A 19,599-nucleotide genomic window follows, 5' to 3' on the forward strand; every position below is an offset into this window, starting at 1 on the left:
TTTTCGGCCGTTAAGACGGACATTCCGGGTATCGGTCTGATGTTCGCTGGAGATGTTGCGCCGTCTTGTGGAAACTTATATGAACTCTCGCGGGTTACCGGGTTAAGAGGAAGCCTGATGGAGATCGTGAAGATACCGAATATGGATAAAGCGGAGTACGATAAGCTCATTGAGGAGGGGTTTCTCAGCCGTATCGCATTCCAGGGCGGTAAATATCCGTATATCGCCCCGTTCCTGTACGTCTTCGACGGAAAGTTTCTCTACTTCCTGGCAACCAAGTACGGCAGGAAGAACGACCTCTTCCGGCAGCACCCGTATGTCTCCGTCGAGATCGAGAAGTATTCCGGCGACCTCTCCTGCTACACCTTCGTGACGATGCAGGGGTACCTGGTGCAGCTTGAGGACGCAATCGAGAAGAAGATCATCAGGGAGAAGTTCGTGAACATGATCAAAGTGCACAACCTCTCCAGGAACATCTTTGCGGCGCTCGGCCATAAGCCGGAGGAGCCGATCGAGGCGATCGCCTCCGAAGAGCGTTCGAATATCTGGAAACTTACCGGCGTGACCGATATCGTTGCTCTCAAGAATCTCTAATTTTTTTAACGAAACCCGTGCAGGAGCCCGCGGCGTGGAACCCTTAGGGCCGGGAAGGCACGGGACGGTATGGCTCCGAAATGCCGTTTGATGCTCTCCGTTCTTTTTATTGCGGTGCTGGTCACGATGCCCGCCTTTGCTCACGTTCCGCTCTTCGCCCGGGGCGGGTCGTCACCCGACCCGGCGCTCGTCGTTGAAGACCCTGCAAAGCCGTGGGTGATCTACGACACCCCGCCGCGCGGCACTACTGGTTCCGGATGGAGGAGGGGGAGCGTATCACCATGACAATGCTCGGGCCCCTCGCCCTCGTCATCTGGGCGCGGCGCGTGATCGGCCCCGTGCTTGCTTTCGTTGCCGCTATCCTGCCTGCCCGCCGTCCCCCGCCGTGAGTCACGCGAGAAGCGGTTCGAGCATTGCCCCGGCGGTATCGAGCAGAGCGGCGAGGCCTTCCGGCGTTGCGTTTCCTTTCTCCATCCAGCGGATGATGCCACGCCCATCCAGGAGGTAGATGTAGGCGAGCGACGGGTCTTCTATTCCGTAGGCCCGCCGGCACCGCTCGATATCCTCTGGAATGGTCAGCACCTGGTCATGCTTCGCGGGAGGGGTGCCGCCCGCGAGCCCCTGCCGGATGCTATCGGCAAGAGATCTCCCGATGAGGCTGTCGCCGACGACTAGAGCGAGGTAGGTCGCCACCCGGGGATTCTCGGTGAACGCTCCGATGAAGGGGCCGCTCCAGGACTCCGCCATCGGCCCGGCGGACTCGAGGAAGACGAGGACGACGAGTGAGACGTCGCCTCCTGCATCGTCGGGGAGGGTGACGACTCTGCCGGAGAGGGACGTTGCCATAAGGGTGGGAAACGTCCTGCCGAGGGCTGCGGGCACCGGTTCGGGGGTTGCTGCCGTTCGGTTCATGGCCTGCAGGTAAGGGTACCCATTAGATAAAGCTCTCCCCGGGGTGTGCGGTATCCGGGTGGGGAGCGTTGCGCCAAGCACTATAACTTTCAAGCGCAACAGTTCCTCCAGGGAGGCGTATCGGTTTGATCAGCATCGGGGAAGGATGGGAAGACCTTGCCGCGGCGCTCCGTGATTCGGATGCCGGGGAGCGCGTCTACGCCGTCGGATCGACGGACAGCGGGAAGACGACACTCTGCCGGTATCTTGTCGATACGGCGGCGACAAAGGCGAGGACGGCGTATGTCGACTGCGATACCGGGCAGTCCCGGATCGGCCCGCCGACGACCGAGGGGATGATCCTCTGTTCCGGTCCCACTTTCCTCCGGTTCGTCGGTTCGACGTCCCCGGGCGGCCACTTCGTCCAGACCATCACGGGAGCAAAGCGCCTCGTTGAGAAGGCCGAAGAACTCTCCGCCCGCGTCATTGTCATCGACTCGCCCGGGCTCGTCTCCGGCGGGGTGGGCATCGAGTTCCAGTTGCAGATGATCGACCTTCTCCGCCCCACCCGGATCGTCGCCCTCCAGCGCGGCCGGGAGCTCGAACGGCTGCTCACGAACTTTTCTCGCCGCCCGGGGACTGTGATCCACCGGATCGCTGTCTCCCCTGCCATGGTTGCCCGGCCTGCCGCCGGTCGGCGGCGTTACCGCGAGGAACGTTTCAGGGCCTATTTTACCGATGCAGAATTGCAGAATGTCCCGTTCCGTGGGCTCGGTCTCCAGGGCAGGGTGCCCGACATGAGGAACCTCCGCGGGATCGGTGGCCAGCTGGTTTCCCTCAACGACCCCGAGAACTTCGTCATCGCTCTCGGCATCGTCGAGGACCTTCATCCCGGAAGGCGGCTCGAGGTCGTCGCCCCGCCCTTCGACCCGGCCGCCGTCGCGTCGGTCAGGTTCGGCTCGATCTCCCTGGATCTCGGGGCGGTCCCGGGGTCGATGGAATCGTTCCGGTGCTGAGTCCTTCTCACGCCGGGATGAGCGAGAGCCAGAGTATGTAGACCACCGCCTGGGCGAGGGTGAGCGGGATACCGACCCGCGCAAACTCGGCGAATGTCAGTGTCTCGCCTTCCTTCTCCGCACCCTGGATGACGATGACGTTGCTGGCGGCGCCGAGGATCAGCATGTTCCCGGCGATGGTGCTGCCGGCCGCAAGCGCCATCAACCCGACGGTGGACGTCCCGAGACGGGAGATGGCCGGGAGGAAGAGGGCGACGAAGGGGACGTTCGAGATGAACTGGGAGACGACGACGCCGGTTGCGACGATGACCGGGACGGCGCCGAGATCGAGTAAACTCCCTTCTATGAGCGGCTGGAAGAGCCCCGACTGCCAGACGCTCGCCATGAGGATGAAGAGCATCACGTCGAGGTTGATCGACGCGAGCGCGTCGAGCGGTGCGATCGATCCCGTCACGAGGACGGCCACGGCGCCGAGGAGCACCACCTGCCAGATACGGAAGTCGACGTTCCCTACCTCTCTGACCGCGATCAGGAGGAAGACGATGACGAGAACGACGAGCGGGATGAGTGTGCCCATGGTATCGCCGGTGAAGAACTTGCGCGCTATCGTTGGTTTCTCTCTACCCGAAAAAAGGCTCTGCCGGGGCCGAGTGGCCTTCAGGCCTCTCGTCCGACGGTATAGTTGATGACGCTCTCACAGATGTCGCCGGAGTATTCCCCGATCCGCCGGATACTGTCTGCAATCTGCCCCGTCGGGATCGCCGTCACCGCCTCGAACCGGAGCGCCCGGGTATTGATATCGCGGGTCATCTCCTCAAGGTCGCGCACCCTCTGAAGCGTCATGTTCGCCTTCTCGATGTCTCCGGTGTGAAACGCCTCCATGCTCCACGAGAATATCTGCAGGGCAAGCGCGCTTGCCTCGTCCATGGGGTCGAGCGTTGCCGCCTCGATATCCCGGTCGATCAGGAGGAGAGCGTTGTGCGCGACCCGGGTGGCGTGGTCGGCAATCCGCTCGATGATCCTGCTCACCTGAAAGCAGTATGCCGCCTGGGCTACCGGGATGTCCATCCGGCGCGCGAGTGTGGCGTCGCTCACGATGAGATTGTCTTGCCGTGCGACGAGCCAGTGCAGCCGGTCGACCTCAGTATCCCGCGCGATGATGTCGCTCGCAAGCGCCGCGTCGTGGTCCCGTATTGCGGTCATCGCATCTTGCTGCATGCCCCGCGCGAGAAGGTGCATCCGTTTGATGGTGTTTTCAAACGGCATCTCTGCGGGGTTGAGGAGATCTTTGATCGTTATCGAGGTGTCGGTCTCGCCGACCACCTCCTGCCCGATCGCCATCTGCGTGAACTCCCTGACGAGCTGCAGGATGAACGGCGGCAGCCTTCCCTTCGACTCAAGGCGGATGGTCGTGAACCCGGCGATGTACGCCCCTACGAGGAGGCGGAGCAGGTAGGTGCGGTTGGTCGCGGCCCCGACCTCGAAGACCCTGGTCCGGTGGGCCGACTCGCCGCTGATCTTGGGGGTGATCAGGAGCGATCCGTCGGGCTGCACGACCAGTCCCACCGGATCGTTCTTCTGGATGTTCGCGGCCCTGATCCACTGTTTCGGCAGGGATACGATGTATGACGAACCGCCGGTGATCTGGACTTTTCTGATCTCCATGGGCTGGTAGGCGTTGGCGCCCGGAGGATATATGCATTCTCTGGGCTATATATGTCACCGGCATTTCCGGGGGACAACTATACCGGTATGGTCTTTTTCGGAACCTTCGGAACCACCCGGCCGCGCGGTTGTCGGCGGGGGAATTCCGCCGCTACACCCACATGAGCGCCGTGATCCAGAGGAGCAGGGCGAAAAGGATCGCGGTCGTTACGATAGACCCGATCCGGTATCGCCGTGCGACGGCCTTGTCCTGGGGGGCCCGGGGTTCTATCTTCATCAGAACCACGGCGACGAGTGCGCCCGCTATCAGCCCGACGATCTGTCCGGCAACCAGCAGCCCGGAAGTGATGATACTCATCGGTTGGAGCACCAGGACAAGGCCGGCCACCACCGTCGGCGGTATGATGGCGGCGGCGATGGCGACGCCGGCGATGACCTCCGCCGTACCCTTGCTGAACGCCACCGCCGCCGCGAAACCAAGGAAGACCGCCATCAGGCTGTAGATGGGGTTCAACACGAGGCGCGTGGCGATCGCTTCGGTCATCGTGAGCGGTATGGCGATGTTGATCAAGAAGCTGGCGACGGCGGAGAGGATGAAGACGCCCAGGAGCAGCGTCGCGAGCACGCCAAGGCATCGCGTGGCGTTCTGGATATCCCCGAGGCCGGCATAGACGGAGAACCCGTAGATCGGGCCCATGATCGGGGAGAGGAGCATCGCCCCGATGATGATCGTCGGGTTGTCGAGCAGGAGGCCGGAGAGGGCCACCAGTCCGGCGATGGACGTCAACGCGAGTTTTTCGAGATCGAGTTCGCCGTAACCCTTGACCTGATCGACCAGCTTCTCGACCGGCGTCTTCTCTTCCTTCTCCTCGACCTTTTTTTCGGCACGCTTCAGGAGCGACGAGATGACGAACTCGGGTTGTGAGACCTCGATCATGTTCTCGTTGTACCGGAGATCGAGTACGTCCTGTATCTTCTCGATCAGTTCGTCGAGGTTTTCGGCCGGCGTGTATAGGGTGATCTCGTAGATGTCCTGAACGAGCGATACCGTGTAGTGAAGCCCCTCGAGAACCTCTTCTATCCTCTCGTGCCCGTCCTCCCGCACGTGAACGACGATCTTCTTCATGTCTCCACCCGGCCGCCGGTAGTTCCACCGTGGGGCGTGAGTATCTGTGCCTCCCGGTCTGTTCCCTGCCGCGTGCCCGGCCGGAGGCTCTCTCCGGGAGCCGATCCTGCAAAAGCGGGTGCTGCACCATAACAGCCGGCAGGCGCACGGAGGCAGTGCTCCGCTACGCAGCAATACGGGTATTCTAGGGTGAGAAATGTCGACAAGGCGTCCCCCATCGTGTGATCGCCGGGCTCGTCATCGTCCACGGGAGCGATCCCGGCGACAGTACTATCCACGAAGAGTCTAATAGCGGCGAACGAGATTAACTTTTCCTGGACGTGCAGTGGAGAAGAGGCGAACCGACACCGGTCGTCCTGATGACATGTTACCCCGGCAGAACGCGGTGGTGCGTCGCGGAGACCTGCCTCCCGGTGGACGATGATCCCTGAAGAAATGCGGTTTCGCACCTGCGGTGCTCCGGCCCGTCGCACCTAATGGTGCTCCTGCTCGGTTCCTGCGGAACCTCGCAACTCGAAAACACTTCGTGTTTTCTCGAGCTCCGGCCCTGCGGCCCGTCGCATTTAGAGAGAAGAGGATACACGAAAAGACGACGTCAAGGGGGGAAGTGTCTTGTGTGGATCCAAATCTCTCTAGGTCTATCTAGTGCAGTCTAATATTTAATAATTTCTGTTTGGGAAATGTAGAAAATAAAGGTTTTGGCCGGTTGCCCGGGCATTTAAGGATTACCGTGCGGGAGCCGTCTCGACTCTCGCTCCTCGGGGCTCCGGCCCTTCTACGACCGGGTTGTCCGGATAGGTAACCCACTCGGTGAATGATCCCTCGTAGATCCGAACGTTCGGGTAGAGGTAGAGCCACTTTAAGAGGACAAACTCGTTCGTGGCTTCCCTCCCGGTTCCGCACGAGCAGATGACCGTCTTGCTCCGGTCGACACCATGTTCTTCCAGGATCATGTCGAGTTCGTCATTGGACTTGAGCCGCGCCGGGTTCGCCTCGTGCATCAGACTCTTCCAGGGCAGGTTGACGGCTCCGGGGATATGCCCGGCCTTCCGCCAGGGCCCCTTCCCTTCATAGACCTTTGCCGGGCGTGCGTCGAGCACGACCACGTCGTCGTTGTCTTTGATCCGCACGAACTCCTCGTACCCGATGGGGTAGTCGTCCCGGACCTCGACGGTGAAACTGGACGGCTCGACCGCGGGGTAGTCCTGCGAGAGTTCCCGCCCTTCGCTTTTCCACGCGTCAATCCCGCCGTCGAGGATGTACACGGTGTTGTGACCGTATTTCGCCAGGGTGTAGGCCATCATCGTCTGCCCGAGCCCGTCGCCCGCGCCGGAGAACGCGCCTTTCCCGGTGTAGACGACGACCGGGGAGTCGGCCTCGATACCCGCGCGCCGGAACGACTCCTGCAGGCAGGCGTTCGGGCTGTACGATCCCGGGAATCCGCGGTTGGATACCCGCAGGACGCCTTCGGTCAGGTAGACGGCACCGGGGACGTGCTCCTGGATGTAGTCGTGTATGTTCGGTTGAACGTCGACGATCACCAGGTTTTCATCGTTCAGGTGGCGATCCACCCACTCCGAGTTCACCAGTTTGACCTTCCCGTCTCCACGGGGATACGGGATATTCTCCCGGTCGCTCGTGGCCTGCAGGCGCTCCATGCCGCCGGGAGTAAACATCTTCTCTTCCATTTTCCCTCACCTCATGCTGGATACTCTCACCGGGGGCCGGTGAGCCCGCGTCACTCCAGGTTTGAGAGCACATATATCTTTGTGCGGGGTTGGGTGTGCGACTGGCCGAAGGTGCGACGTTCCTCCGGAACGGAGTTGGAGCACCGTTAGGAACGACGTTCCATGGGAACGGAGTTCGAGCACCGAAGGTGTGAGGTGCGGGGGCAGGAGGACGAGAAGAACGAAGTTCTTCGAGGGGACGGGGTCTGGTGAGGAGAAGTATTGCGCTCCGGCGAGCACATTTGCTAGAGCGGTGAGTCCTGGAGGCTGGTGCGCTGGTTCAACAGGCGCCGAAGGGTGGGGGTTTGGGTGTGCGAAGGTTTCCTTTATGGCTGATTCTGTTCCCCTTACGGCTGATTCTTCCTCACGATGTCGCAAAGCCTGTACACGGCTTTCCACTGGATATCGCCATTGGGGGAGGGGCTGACGGGGAGGGGGGCATGCCCCCCTCCCCTGTATCTGCCCAGTACGCCGACATCTGTAACCCCACTCGAAGACTTTCGGTTTTCTCAAACTCCTAGAGTTGTCCGTCGCCCTTCCTGAGTTATCGAACACCTCCCTATATTGGCACTCGCAAACCTCTCCTCAAAAACCCCCACCTCCCGCGCTTCGCGCTCCTCCCGCCCCCAAGGGGGCGGGCAGTGCGTGGCGATAGGTGACTGACCGAAGGGCCGGAGCATGAACATCGAAAGTGTACAGTCCCTAGAAAACCGTGCACGGGACTTGAAACGCCCAGAACGTGGCTGGAGGAGTCAAGCATCGAAGATGTGCGTTAACCTTCCATAAAAATTGGGTATGGGCCCCCTCACTCCTCGGCCCCTTCCGGGCCGATCTCGATGCTCTCCCCCGGCGAGAGCAGCGCGACCCGGATCGACATCGTCCGCTCGATGGTCCGCTTGAAGTCCTCCAGGCTCTGCCGGATGACAGGGAACGTATCGTAGTGCATGGGGATCACGAGCGGCGCGCCGATATACCGGGCCGCGATCATCGCCTCTTCTGGCCCCATCGTGTAGCAGCCGCCTACGGGGAGAAGCGCTACGTCCGGCCGGTAGAGGTCGCGGATGAGTTGCATGTCGGAGAAGAGCGCCGTGTCGCCGGCGTGGTAGACGCTGACGCCGTCCATCGCGATGACGAATCCGGCGGCAACACCGCCGTAGAACCCCGCCCCCTCGTCTTCCAGCCACGACGAGTGAAGTGCGGGCGTCATCGTGAACCGGACACCGTCGACGGTGATCGTGCCGCCGAGGTTCATCGGTTCGGTGGGAACGCCCTTCGTTTTCAGATACTTCGCCACCTCGTTGATGGCGACCGTCTTCTTCCGGAGTTCTGCGGCAATGCCCAGGTGGTCGGCGTGGGCGTGCGTCACGGCAACGATATCGGGCTCCGCCTCAAGGGATCCCTCCGGGATGAAGGGGTCGATGAGGATCGTCCGCGAACCCTCAAGCGAGAAACACGCGTGGCCAAGCCAGGTCAATCTCATGGAGAAGAGATCAATTCGTAATACTAAAAAAGTGTTCAGTGGGTTATGGGGATGGATAGGGGTTCAGAACTCCCCCATGTCGATCGCTTCGGTGATGTCGATCGCTTCGCTAAGACCGTCGTTCACGACGCCGCGCGTCATCAGTTCGGAGAGATCGCGGTCCTCCATGACATCCCTGATCCGTTCCAGGAACGGATCGAGAGTGGTGTCTCTCTGCTGCTCGAGCACGTGGCGGTACTCACGAAGCGTCGAGGGGCTTATATCGAGTTCCTCACTGATCTCCTTCATGGTCTTCCCCGAATCAAGAAGTTCCCCCATCGCCGCCTGGTCGAACGGCATCTTGAAATCGAGCTCCCTGAAGAGTTTGAGGCGGACCCGGGCACGTGCCACGGTTTTGCTCAGCTTCTCATCGCCGAGCGCCCTCGCGATTTCGGTGTCGTTCTTGCCATCGTAGTACGCAGCCACGAGTTTCGCGAGTTGCCGCGGGACGAGTTTGGTCTTGAAATACCCCCGATCGAGGATCTCCCGCATGATCAGGGCAATCTCGCGCTCCACAGCGTCGCGATCCCGGAGCGTACCATGAACCTTTCTCATCGGTTCGACGATTGTCTTCTTGTTCGTGATGGTCGTGAACAGCTCGAGGAGCTGCTGCTTGCGGGTATCTTCTGCCATGTCCGTCTCACTCAGTTCTGTATTCCACCGTCTGGTTCTGAGGGTCACCCATGACGACCCTATATATATACATTTTCCCCGGGTCGGGGCGTAACGTTCCCTACATTACAACTGCTATCATTTAAACTTTACCATATACGCTCTCAAAACAGAAGGATCGTTTCAGTGGATGTAACTGTATCTTCCGGGGTATCGCACGCCGTGAAAAGAACCTTTCCCATACTTGTCCATTTCTCGAAGGATCGTGATCCCGCGCGAGATGAGGACTATTCTTTATTAGCACCGGCGCTCAACTGTATTGCAAGACTATGGCCGAGACGAGCGATATTTACGAGAAAATCATGGAAGTAGCCAGAAGACGAGGTTTCGTCTGGCCCTCATCCGAGTTATACGGGTCGATTGCCGGATTCATCGATTACGGCCCTCTCGGAGCGATGCTAAAGCGGAACGTTGAGAATCTATGGCGGTCGTTCTACGTCTTCCAGGAAGGTTACTACGAGATCGAATGCCCCACCGTCGGAAACGAAGCGATCTTCGTCGCATCCGGTCATGTGAAAGAGTTCGCCGACAAGATGGTGCAGTGCCCGCACTGCGGCGAGTACCTCCGCGCCGATCATATCGCAGAGGAGAACGGCATCGAGAACGCAGGCACGCTCTCGGCGGAAGCGCTCCAGACGGCGCTCTATGAACTCCCCTGCCCGTCGTGCAAGGAACCCCTGGGCGAAACGGCCGTCTTTGCGTTCAACTTGATGTTTGAGACGACCATCGGTCCGGGCTCACAGCGGAAGGGCTACCTGCGCCCCGAGACCGCCCAGGGCATCTTCACCGACTTCTCCCGGCTCCTGCGCTTTTACCGGGACAAACTCCCCTTCGGCGCTGTTCAGATCGGGAAGTCCTACCGAAACGAGATCTCCCCCCGCCAGGGCATGATCCGGCTACGGGAGTTCTCTCAGGCGGAAGCCGAGATCTTCGTCCACCCTGAGCAGAAAGACCATCCTGCCTTCCACCGCTACGCGGACTACACGGCCCCCCTCCTCACCATTGCGCGGCAGCTCGACGGCCAGAAGCCGGCCGCAATGACGATGCGCGCAGCCGTGGACGAGGGGGTGATTGCGAACGAGTACGTCGCCTACTACATCGCGCTGACGCACCGGATCCTGACCGCTATCGGTGTCGACCCGGCAAAACTCCGGTTCCGTCAGCACCTGACCGACGAGCGGGCGCATTACGCGGCCGACTGCTGGGACGCCGAGGTCTACTCCGGCCGGTTCGGGTGGGTGGAGATCGTCGGCATCGCCGACCGCACCAACTACGATCTGCGCTCGCACGCGGAGCACTCCGGCACCTCGATGACGGTCTTCATACCCTACGACGAGCCGAAACAGGTCGTGAAACGACGGATTGTGGCCGATATGGGTGTGCTCGGACCGCGGTACCGCGGCAAGGCGAAGGCGATCGCGGATGCTCTCGCCGCATCCGAGCCGGGGGAGGACGGTGCGCTGGTCACCGTCGACGGCGAAGAGTTCTTCATCCCCGCCGATCTCTACCAGGTCCGCGAGGAGGAGATCGAAGTCCGCGGCGAAGAGGTGATGCCCCACGTCATCGAGCCATCGTACGGCATTGACCGGATGATCTACGTCGCTCTCGAGCACAGCTACGCCGAGGAAGAGGTCGAAGGCGAGATCCGGAGAGTGCTCCGGCTCCCGGCGGCGGTCGCGCCGATTCAGGTCGCCGTCTTCCCGCTGATGAACCGCGACGGTCTCGACAGGATCGCGCGGACGATCACGGAGAGGCTCACGCAGTGCCGCATCCTCGCCCAGTACGACGACTCAGGCGCCATCGGCAGGCGTTACCGGAGACAGGACGAGGTCGGGACGCCCTTTGCCGTCACCGTCGACTACGACACGCTCGAGGACAACACCGTGACCGTGAGAGACCGCGACAGCATGGAACAGGTTCGCGTACCGATCGAGCGCCTGCCCGAGCTTCTCTCCGCACTCATCTCCGGAGCCACCACGCTGCGTGAAATCAGGGTATGAACTACGTCTCCCACCCGCTGATCCGGCCAGAAAGCATCGAAGAACGGCGGTATCAACTCTCCATCGCGCTCAGGGCGCTTGATGGGAACACGATGGTCGTCCTCCCGACGGGGCTCGGGAAGACGGCCGTCGCGCTCATCGTCGCGGCGTCCCGCCTCTATTCTCACCGGGGGAGAGTGCTCGTGCTTGCGCCCACAAAGCCCCTGGTCGAGCAGCACCTCCGTTTCTTCAAACAGTTCCTGCTCATCCAGAACGGTTCCGAGCCGGATGAGCCCGATTTTGCCATGTTCACCGGCGACACCTCCCCGGCGGAGCGGACGCGGGCCTGGGAGGCGTGCCGGGTCTGTTTCGCCACCCCGCAGGTGATCAAGAACGACTGTCTTGCAGGGAGGTACAGCCTCGCCGATGTCGTACTGCTGGTCGTGGACGAGTGCCACCGGGCGGTGGGGAACTACGCCTACGTCTTCCTCGCCGGGCACTACTGCACCGCGGCTAAAGACCCCCTGCTGCTCGCGATGACCGCCTCGCCCGGCGGGGATCCGGCGAAGGTGCAGGAGGTCTGCGACAACCTGCATATCGAGGCGGTCGAGACCCGGGTGGAGACCGACGAAGATGTCCGGCCCTACATCCACGAACGCGACATCCAGTACGTCGACGTCTACCTGCCCGAAGAGCTGCAGGCGGCGCTCGTCGTCCTTCGGGGGCTCGTGGAGTCGCGTCTTGGCCGGCTCGCGAAACTCAACTTCCGCGTCCCGAAACCGGACAAACTCTCGATGAAGGCGCTCAACGCCTTGAACGCCCAGATCCAGCAGCGTATACGGACACGCGATCCATCGGCGTTCATCGCGGCGTCCCTGCACGCCGAGTGCATGAAGCTCCGGCATGCCATATCGCTTGCCGAGACGCAAGGGAGCGAGGCGCTCAAGCACTACCTCGCCCGGCTCGGTGCGGAAGGAGTCTCGAGCGCAGGGAGCAAGGCGAGCAAGCGCCTCGTCGCCGACCCCGCCTACAAAAACCTCATCGAGGCCGCCGGCGGCTGGAAGGAGGAACTGCACCCCAAGGCTTCAATCGTCCGCGAACTGGTGCGGGCGCAGCTTGCAGCGCACCCCGAGAGCCGGATCATCGTCTTCGCCACGTACCGCGACACCGTCCAGACGCTCGTGGATACGCTCACCGCTGCCGGCATCGCCTGCGAGCGGTTCGTCGGCCAGGCGTCCCGGGACGCAGAGCGGGGGCTCTCGCAGAAGGAGCAGATCGCGAGCCTCGCCCGGTTCCGGGAGGGCGAGTTCAGGTGCCTGGTCGCGACCTCTGTGGGCGAGGAAGGGCTCGACGTCCCCTCGACGGACATGGTGATCTTTTATGAGGCCGTCCCCTCAGAGATCCGGAGCATCCAGCGGAAAGGTCGAACCGGGAGAAGCGGCAGCGGCACGATCGTCGTGCTGGTGACGAAAGGCACGTCCGATGAAGCGTTCCGGTACGTGAGCCAGAGCCGGGAGCGGGCGATGGTGACGGAGATCAAGGGGATGAGCACCGCACCCGCTCCCCCACCCGCTCCCGCACCTGCCCCGGCCGTCTCGTCCGCAACCAGGCAGGCGGACATCCTCTCGTTTGCTCCGGCTGGGCCGGCAATCACCATCGACGACCGAGAGACGTCGTCGCGGGTCGTCGGACGCCTGCACGAACTCGGGGCATCGATCGCGCTGGAGCGTCTCGAGGTCGGCGACTACGCCATCGGCGACCGCATCCTCGTGGAGCGCAAGACCGTGCAGGACTTCATGAACACCCTCGTCGAGCGCGACCTCTTCGGGCAGATCAAGGCGATGGCCGACGCGGTGCCGCGTCCCGTCCTGATCATCGAAGGAGAGGGCGACCTCTATACGGTGCGAAACATCCACCCGAACGCTATCCGGGGCACGCTTGCGGCCATCACGGTCGATATGGGTGTCGCGCTGATACGCACACGGGATGCGGACGACACCGCCGAGACACTTTATGTGCTTGCACAGCGGGAGGGGAGCGAGCGGGGAGAGCGGAAGGTGCACCCGAAGAAGTCTTACCGCTCGGTTCGTGAAGAGCAGGAGTACGCGCTTGCTGCGTTCCCGAACGTCGGTCTAAAGAGCGCCCGTCTCCTCCTCGAACACTTCGGCTCGCTCAAGGCGATCATCGATGCCGAACCGGAGGAACTGGCGGCGGTGCACGGGATCGGGGAAAAAACCGCCCGTGCGATATGGGATCTCGCCCGCAGGCCTTACCGCTGACCCAGTCTCGCGAGGGCTCTGGCGCCCCGCTCGACCGCCTTCATCAGGGTCAGGCACTCGTCGGGCCTCTGTTCTCCCCTGATCCGTTCGCAGAGGTGGACGATCGTCCGCTCGATCTCCACGGCAGCCTCGCCCTGCGGCTCCCGTGCGGCCGGTGCCGGTGGCTGTCCGGTTTCCGGGGCCGGTGCAGGCGGCTCCGGTTCGGGAAGAGGTTCTTCTGAAGCAGCAAGCGGGCAGACGACGCACTGTGTCTCCCCCTTATACTCAAAGAGGGGGTAACCGCAGACCTTACAGGATTTAGCGAGCATTTTTCCTCCCTTAAGGAGATACTCGGCCATGACTTCGTCAGCCTGATCAGCCGTCATTTTGTTGAACTCCCTTAATGAACTTATATATGTCTGGATGCCATTAATAATAGAGGGGTAATTCTAATGGCAAGTCCAGACGAAACAATACGGATCTGCATCCAGATGCTGCAGAATATCAGTGAGGATTCCACCATTCCAAGAAATATCCGGCGCGTCGCAGACTCGACCAAATCGATTCTCCAGGATGACTCCAGGAGCATTGGTCTTCGCGCCGCAACCGCAATCTCTATGATCGACGAGATCAGCAACGATCCGAACATGCCGGTCCACGCGCGGACTCGCATCTGGGAACTGGTATCTCAACTCGAAACGGTACCTCTTGACTAAATCACTCATTCTTCCCGAGCGATTCCGGTGAAGGCCGGAAGCAGGGCGATACTATCCGGGTTGCCGGCAACACTGTACCCCTTTTGCCCGTCTTGCGGTAATCGGGCCGTGTACCTCAGCCCGTGACAGTGACGTAGACCGTCCGCTCGCGTCTCGACCGCACGTCGAGTTCCAGGAGGACGATCTGTTGCCAGGTGCCGCACGCGAGCGCACCGCCGATGACCGGGACGGTGAGCGACGGGCCGACGATCGCTGCCCTGACGTGGGAGCGGCCGTTGCCGTCGCCCCACGCCGCATCGTGGGCGTAGGGGATATCGGCCGGGGCGATGACCGAGAGCGCCCGGGAGAGATCGGAGAGCACGCCCGGCTCGTACTCAATGGTGGTGACGGCGGCGGTCGAGCCCGCGACGAAGACGTTTGCGAGCCCTTCCCGAACACCGCTCTCGGTGACTGCCTGCGCCACCCTGGGCGTGAGGTCGACAATCTCCCCCTCGCCGTGCGTATCTACTTTTATCGTCGTACGAAACATCACAGACACCTCATCCGAACGTCCTGTTGTCCTCCGGCCGGATAAAACCCGCGGAAAAGATGGTGGTACGGCGTGCCAGATCCGGCACGTTACGGGGACGGTTCCCGGTGCGGAGTGCGACGGGTCATGGGGCCGGAGCATGAGCACCGCAGGTGCGGGGAACGACTGCCGGGAGCGTAGCGGACGGCGGGAGTTTGAGCACCGCAGGTGCGGGGGAGGAGGCCGGAGGCCAGGAGGAGTGCGACGGGCCATGGGGCCGGAGCACGAGAAAAAAGGTCGTCCCGGGGACAGGCCAGGTCTGGCACCAGCCTCATCAGGGAAAGGATGAAGATCGGAACAGGGTTTCAACAGAGCCGAATTCTAACCTTTTTGGGAGGGTCTCGGCTCGAGACCGTGCCCTTCAGTCCGTTGCATCCTCTGTTTACCGGTCTCACCGGGCCGAGAAAAAGAAGTTTTTGTGGTATTTTCAGGCTGGGGATGAAGAGGCATCACGCCTCTTCCCCGTTCTCCTCGGTATCCAGGATCGTGAACCCGATGACTCTATCGCCTTCGTCGAGTTTCATGACCCGGACGCCGCGGGTGCCGCGCTTCTGGATCGAGATCTCGGAAACCTTCGTCCGGATCACGATGCCGGACGCACTCATCACGATGATCTCGTCGTCGTCGGAGACCGCCATCGACCCGATGACGTTGCCCGCCCGGGCGTCGACGACGATGTTTCGCACCCCGAGCGTACCCCTGCCGTGGCCGCGGAACTCGTCGAACTCCGTCCGTTTCCCGTAGCCCTGCTCCGTGATGGTGAGGAGATGATCCTCCTCGACCACCGCCACCGCCTGCAGCGCGTCGCCGTGGCGGAGTTTGATCCCCCGCACGCCCATGGCGTTCCGGTGAACCGGGCGGACGGCCTCCTCGTGGAACCGGAGGCTCTGCCCGAACTTCGTCGTCAGGATCAGCTCCTGGTCGCCGTCGGTCGCCTTCACGTCCACCAGCGCATCACCGTCGCGGAGGTTGATGGCATTGATCCCGGTCTGCCGGGGCCGCGAGAACTCGTCGAGCGCCATCTTCGCGACCGTTCCGCTCCTGGTCGCAAAGAAGAGGAAGCGGTCGGGCCGGAACTCCCGGACCGGGATCACCGCGGTCACCCGTTCTTCGCCGGCAAGGTTCAGGAGATTGACGAGGGCCTTGCCTTTGCCCGTCCGCTGCCCCTCAGGAAGGTCGTAGACCTTCAACCAGTACATTCTCCCCCTGTCGGTGAAGCAGAGGAGGTTATCGTGCATGTTCGCGACGAAGACCCTCTCGACGCCGTCGTTGTCTTTCATCGCCATGCCGATGATGCCGCGCCCTCCGCGCCGCTGGTTCCGGTAGGTGTCGAGGTCGATCCGTTTTACGTAGTTCGAGGAGGTGAGCGAGACCAGCATCGGTTTATCCTCGATGAGGTCCTCCCTGTCGAACGCCTCGGCTGCCTGCGCAATCCGGGTTCTCCGTTCGTCGCCGAAGCGCGCACCGATATCGACGAGTTCTTTCCTGATCTCGGCGAGAATGCTCGCCTCGCTCGCCAGGATCGCGGACAACCGCTCGATCTCCGCCGCAATTGCATCGCGCTCGTCCAGGATCTTCTGGTGTTCGAGTGCCGCAAGCCTCCGGAGTTGCATCTTCAAGATGGCATCCGCCTGCACCTCATCGAGCGCAAACTTCACCACCAGGGCCTTCTGCGCCTCTTCGGTCGTCCCGGAACCCCGGATGGTCGCGATGACCGCGTCGATGTTGTCGAGCGCGATGAGGAGGCCGCGGAGGATGTGCATCCGATCCTCGTTCTTCGTGAGGTCGAACTCGGTCCTCCGCCGGACCACGTCCACCCGGTGCTTGAGGAACTCGTGGATGATCTCCTTGAGGTTCAGGGTTCGGGGCTGGCGTTCGACGATTGCGAGGTTGATGACGCCGAAGGACGACTCGAGCGCCGTGTGCTTATAGAGGAAGTTCAGTATCACCTGGGGCGCGGCTCCCCTCTTGAGTTCGACCACGATCCGCATACCGTCGCGGTCGGACTCGTCGCGGATGTCGCCGATCCCCTCGATCTTCTTGTCGCGAACAAGGTTCGCGATATGCTCGATCAGGCGCGCCTTGTTCACCTGGTAGGGGATCTCGGTGATGATGATCTGCTGTGTCCGGCCCTCTTCCTCGATCTCCGCGACGCCCCTGACAACGCACTTTCCGCGACCGGTCAGGTAGGCGTCGCGAATGCCCGCGGTGCCCATCATGATCCCGCCGGTCGGGAAGTCCGGTCCGGGCATGACCTGCATCAGCTCCTCCGTGGAGATGCCCGCATCGTCGATGACGCGGCAGATCGCCTCGCAGACCTCTCTGAGGTTGTGGGGCGGCATGTTCGTCGCCATGCCGACGGCAATCCCGCTCGACCCGTTGACGAGGAGGTTCGGGATCCGGGCGGGGAGGACGTTGGGCTCCTGGAGCGACTCGTCGAAGTTCGGGACGAAGTCGACTGTCTTCTTGTCGATATCGGCGAGCAGTTCCTCCGAGACCTTCGTGAGCCGGGCCTCCGTGTAACGCATGGCGGCTGCGGAGTCGCCGTCGATCGACCCGAAGTTCCCCTGGCCGTCCACCAGCATGTGGCGGTAGGAGAAGGGCTGGGCCATCTTCACCATCGTGTCGTAGATGGCCGAATCGCCGTGCGGGTGGTACTTACCCATCACGTCTCCGACAACACGGGCGCTCTTCTTGTAGGGCTTGTCGCTCGTGTTGCCCATCTCCCACATCGCGAAGAGGGTGCGGCGATGAACCGGTTTCAAGCCGTCTCTCGCGTCGGGGATGGCGCGGCCGATGATCACGCTCATCGCGTAGTCGATGTAGCATGATTTCATCTCCTCCTCGATGTTGATCGGGACAACCCCTTCAGATGTCAAGGTTGCTCACCTCCTTTGCATGCCTGCGGATGAAATCTCTCCGGGCGTCAACGTTCTCTCCCATAAGTTTCTCGAATATCTCGTTCGCGTAAGCAGCGTCCTCGATCTGCACCTGTTTGAGGACCCGGTTCGCCGGATCCATCGTGGTGCTCCAGAGCTGCCCGGCGTTCATCTCACCAAGACCCTTGTACCGCTGGAGCGAGACGCCTTTCTCGCCCCATTCGGCGAGGGTTTTTCGCATCTCCTCTTCGCGGTAGACATATTGTTCCTGTCTGCCCTTCGCCACCCGGTAGAGAGGCGGCTGGGCGATGTAGATGTAGCCGTTCTCGACGAGCCCCACCATGTAGCGGTAGAAGAACGTGAGGAGGAGCGTCCGGATGTGCGCTCCGTCGACATCGGCATCCGTCATCAGGATGATCCGGTGGTACCGGGCCCGTTCCGCATCGAAACTGTCGCCGACTCCGGTGCCGATAGCGGATATCAGCGCCTGGATCTCGGCGTTCTTCAGGATCTTGTGCTCCGACGCCTTCTCGACGTTCAGGATCTTCCCTCGGAGGGGGAGGATCGCCTGGAACTTCCTGTCCCGCCCCTGTTTTGCGGAACCGCCTGCAGAATCTCCTTCCACGATGTAGAGTTCGCTCTTTGCCGGATCGCGCTCCTGGCAGTCGGCGAGCTTCCCGGGGAGGCCGGTCGACTCCAGCGTGCTCTTTCGCCGGGCGAGTTCGCGCGCGTTCCTGGCGGCTTCCCTGGCCCGGGCGGCTGCCATCGCCTTGTCCACGATCGTCTGGAGGGTTTTCGGGTGCTCCTCGAAGTACTCGGTGAGCGACGAGTAGACGAGCGAGTCCACGATTCCCCGGACGTTGCTGTTCCCGAGGCGCATCTTGGTCTGTCCCTCGAACTGAGGGTTCGCCACCCGGGTGCTGATGACGGAGGCGAGCCCCTCCCTGACGTCTTCACCCTTGACCTGCGCGTCGTTGTTCTTGAGGAGGTTGTTCCTGCGTGCTGCGCTGTTGATCGCCCGGGTGATGGCGCTCCGGAACCCTTCGAGGTGGGTGCCGCCCTCCCGGGTGTTGACGCTGTTGACGTAGGTGTAGATCGTCTCCGAGTATGAGTTGTTATACTGCAGGGCGACCTCGACCTCGACCAGGCTCTCGGGATCGCGTTTCTGGAAGTAGATGATATCGTCGTGGAGGCTCTCTTTCCCCTCGCCGAGATGAGCGACGAATTGCCGGATCCCGTCCTCAAAGCAGTAGGTGACAGAATCCCCGGTGCGCTCGTCCCGCAGAACGATCGTGAGGCCGCTGTTTAAGTAGGCGAGTTCACGGAGCCGGTGATCCAGCACGTCGTAATCGAACTCGACGGTCTCGAAGATCGATCGGTCGGGCTGGAACGTGATCCGGGTTCCCTGGAGCCGTTTGTAGTCGAGCTGTTGTCCGTCCAGGGCGCCGTATCGCTCTTCGTACCGCACCTCCATCTCGTGCTCGGTCTCCGGGCGGCTCGCGAGCGGCTTTGCGACCAGACCCTGCCGGAACTGCATCTCGTAGACGTTGCCGTCCTTGAAGACTGTTGCATCAAGCCAGCTTGCGAGAGCGTTGACGACAGAGACGCCGACACCGTGCAGCCCGCCGGACACCTGGTAGGTATTCTTGTCGAACTTTCCACCTGCGTGGAGCACGGTGAGGACGATCTCGAGTGCGCTCTTGTCGTATTGGTGCATGAGGTCGACCGGAATACCGCGCCCGTTGTCGTCAACCGAGACCGAGCCGTCCCGGTGAACGGTTACGAGGATCCGGTCGCAGAACCCGGCGAGCGCCTCGTCTACGGCGTTGTCCACGACCTCGTAGACAAGGTGGTGCAGCCCTCGGCTGTCCGTGCTGCCGATATACATGGCGGGCCGCTCCCGCACAGGCCTCAGGCCTTCCAGTACCGTGATGTGTGATGCATCGTAGGTATCAGTCATCTGTGACCTCCGCTGAACAAGCGGTGTCC

At 61.8% G+C, this 19,599-nt stretch carries 18 protein-coding genes; 6 read left to right on the forward strand and 12 right to left on the reverse strand.

Translation table 11 applies throughout. The features are described 5' to 3' along the window. Positions 1-117: 117 nt before the first annotated feature. Both FGW20_RS06585 and FGW20_RS06590 read left to right on the forward strand, forming a co-directional pair. The gene (locus FGW20_RS06585) at positions 118-594 is read left to right on the forward strand and encodes a pyridoxamine 5'-phosphate oxidase family protein (RefSeq protein WP_301677291.1); all 477 of its coding nucleotides are present in this window, start codon (positions 118-120) and stop codon (positions 592-594) included. Positions 595-684: 90 nt separating this feature from the next. Then, positions 685-879, forward strand: coding sequence for a hypothetical protein (locus tag FGW20_RS06590; RefSeq protein WP_301677292.1), 195 nt, complete (start codon positions 685-687; stop codon positions 877-879). Positions 880-984: 105 nt separating this feature from the next. On the opposite strand, the gene FGW20_RS06595 is transcribed toward FGW20_RS06590, so the two are convergent. Continuing rightward, positions 985-1,506 (reverse strand): hypothetical protein, encoded by a 522-nt coding sequence (locus FGW20_RS06595; RefSeq protein WP_301677293.1) that lies wholly within the window; start codon positions 1,504-1,506, stop codon positions 985-987. Between the two features lie 125 nt (positions 1,507-1,631). On the opposite strand from FGW20_RS06595, the gene FGW20_RS06600 reads away from it, so the two are divergent. Beyond that, the gene (locus FGW20_RS06600; protein WP_301677294.1) at positions 1,632-2,501 is read left to right on the forward strand and encodes a Clp1/GlmU family protein; all 870 of its coding nucleotides are present in this window, start codon (positions 1,632-1,634) and stop codon (positions 2,499-2,501) included. A 7-nt stretch (positions 2,502-2,508) separates the two neighbouring features. Here FGW20_RS06600 and FGW20_RS06605 read toward each other — a convergent pair whose 3' ends face one another. The 7 genes from FGW20_RS06605 to FGW20_RS06635 form a co-directional block, all read right to left on the reverse strand. Then, on the reverse strand, positions 2,509-3,078 hold the full coding sequence (locus FGW20_RS06605; protein ID WP_301677295.1) for an SLC13 family permease: 570 nt from the start codon (positions 3,076-3,078) through the stop codon (positions 2,509-2,511). Positions 3,079-3,158: 80 nt separating this feature from the next. Further along, entirely contained in the window at positions 3,159-4,166 is a 1,008-nt protein-coding gene (locus tag FGW20_RS06610) for a phosphate uptake regulator PhoU (protein ID WP_301677296.1), read from the reverse strand. A 151-nt stretch (positions 4,167-4,317) separates the two neighbouring features. Then, positions 4,318-5,292: a TIGR00341 family protein gene (locus tag FGW20_RS06615; RefSeq protein WP_301677297.1), complete on the reverse strand. Its 975-nt coding sequence runs from the start codon at positions 5,290-5,292 to the stop codon at positions 4,318-4,320. Beyond that, a complete protein-coding gene (locus tag FGW20_RS06620) occupies positions 5,289-5,570 on the reverse strand; it encodes a hypothetical protein (protein WP_301677298.1) in 282 nt (93 codons plus the stop codon). Before FGW20_RS06620 ends, FGW20_RS06615 begins: the two co-directional genes overlap by 4 nt. A gap of 447 nt (positions 5,571-6,017) precedes the next feature. After that, on the reverse strand, positions 6,018-6,980 hold the full coding sequence (locus tag FGW20_RS06625; RefSeq protein ID WP_301677299.1) for a sulfurtransferase: 963 nt from the start codon (positions 6,978-6,980) through the stop codon (positions 6,018-6,020). Positions 6,981-7,824: 844 nt separating this feature from the next. Then, positions 7,825-8,499 carry a metal-dependent hydrolase gene (locus FGW20_RS06630; RefSeq protein ID WP_301677300.1) on the reverse strand — a complete coding sequence of 225 codons (675 nt, stop codon included), beginning with the start codon at positions 8,497-8,499 and terminating at the stop codon, positions 7,825-7,827. A 63-nt stretch (positions 8,500-8,562) separates the two neighbouring features. Continuing rightward, positions 8,563-9,171 (reverse strand): helix-turn-helix domain-containing protein, encoded by a 609-nt coding sequence (locus FGW20_RS06635; RefSeq protein ID WP_301677301.1) that lies wholly within the window; start codon positions 9,169-9,171, stop codon positions 8,563-8,565. A 308-nt stretch (positions 9,172-9,479) separates the two neighbouring features. On the opposite strand from FGW20_RS06635, the gene glyS reads away from it, so the two are divergent. Then, positions 9,480-11,210: a glycine--tRNA ligase gene (gene glyS / locus FGW20_RS06640; protein ID WP_301677302.1), complete on the forward strand. Its 1,731-nt coding sequence runs from the start codon at positions 9,480-9,482 to the stop codon at positions 11,208-11,210. Next, positions 11,207-13,468 (forward strand): DEAD/DEAH box helicase, encoded by a 2,262-nt coding sequence (locus FGW20_RS06645; protein ID WP_301677303.1) that lies wholly within the window; start codon positions 11,207-11,209, stop codon positions 13,466-13,468. The genes glyS and FGW20_RS06645 overlap by 4 nt, the downstream gene beginning before the upstream one ends. Here FGW20_RS06645 and FGW20_RS06650 read toward each other — a convergent pair. Next, positions 13,459-13,833 (reverse strand): Sjogren's syndrome/scleroderma autoantigen 1 family protein, encoded by a 375-nt coding sequence (locus tag FGW20_RS06650; protein WP_301677304.1) that lies wholly within the window; start codon positions 13,831-13,833, stop codon positions 13,459-13,461. The genes FGW20_RS06645 and FGW20_RS06650 overlap by 10 nt on opposite strands. Before the next feature lie 66 nt (positions 13,834-13,899). Between FGW20_RS06650 and FGW20_RS06655 the strand changes: the two genes are divergently transcribed. After that, a complete protein-coding gene (locus FGW20_RS06655; protein ID WP_301677305.1) occupies positions 13,900-14,163 on the forward strand; it encodes a stationary phase-response protein in 264 nt (87 codons plus the stop codon). 115 nt (positions 14,164-14,278) lie between these two features. Here the strand turns inward: FGW20_RS06655 and FGW20_RS06660 are convergent, their stop codons facing one another. The 3 genes from FGW20_RS06660 to gyrB all read right to left on the reverse strand — a co-directional run bounded on the left by FGW20_RS06660 (position 14,279) and on the right by gyrB (position 19,570). Beyond that, complete coding sequence (locus tag FGW20_RS06660; protein WP_301677306.1) at positions 14,279-14,692, reverse strand: secondary thiamine-phosphate synthase enzyme YjbQ; 414 nt, start codon at positions 14,690-14,692, stop codon at positions 14,279-14,281. A gap of 488 nt (positions 14,693-15,180) precedes the next feature. Beyond that, the gene (gyrA, locus tag FGW20_RS06665; protein WP_301677307.1) at positions 15,181-17,610 is read right to left on the reverse strand and encodes a DNA gyrase subunit A; all 2,430 of its coding nucleotides are present in this window, start codon (positions 17,608-17,610) and stop codon (positions 15,181-15,183) included. After that, the gene (gene gyrB / locus FGW20_RS06670; RefSeq protein WP_301677308.1) at positions 17,600-19,570 is read right to left on the reverse strand and encodes a DNA topoisomerase (ATP-hydrolyzing) subunit B; all 1,971 of its coding nucleotides are present in this window, start codon (positions 19,568-19,570) and stop codon (positions 17,600-17,602) included. The genes gyrA and gyrB overlap by 11 nt, the downstream gene beginning before the upstream one ends. Between the last annotated feature and the right edge of the window lie 29 nt (positions 19,571-19,599).

Origin of the sequence: Methanoculleus methanifontis, assembly GCF_030464365.1 — an archaeon.
GTDB classification, from domain to species: domain Archaea; phylum Halobacteriota; class Methanomicrobia; order Methanomicrobiales; family Methanoculleaceae; genus Methanoculleus; species Methanoculleus methanifontis.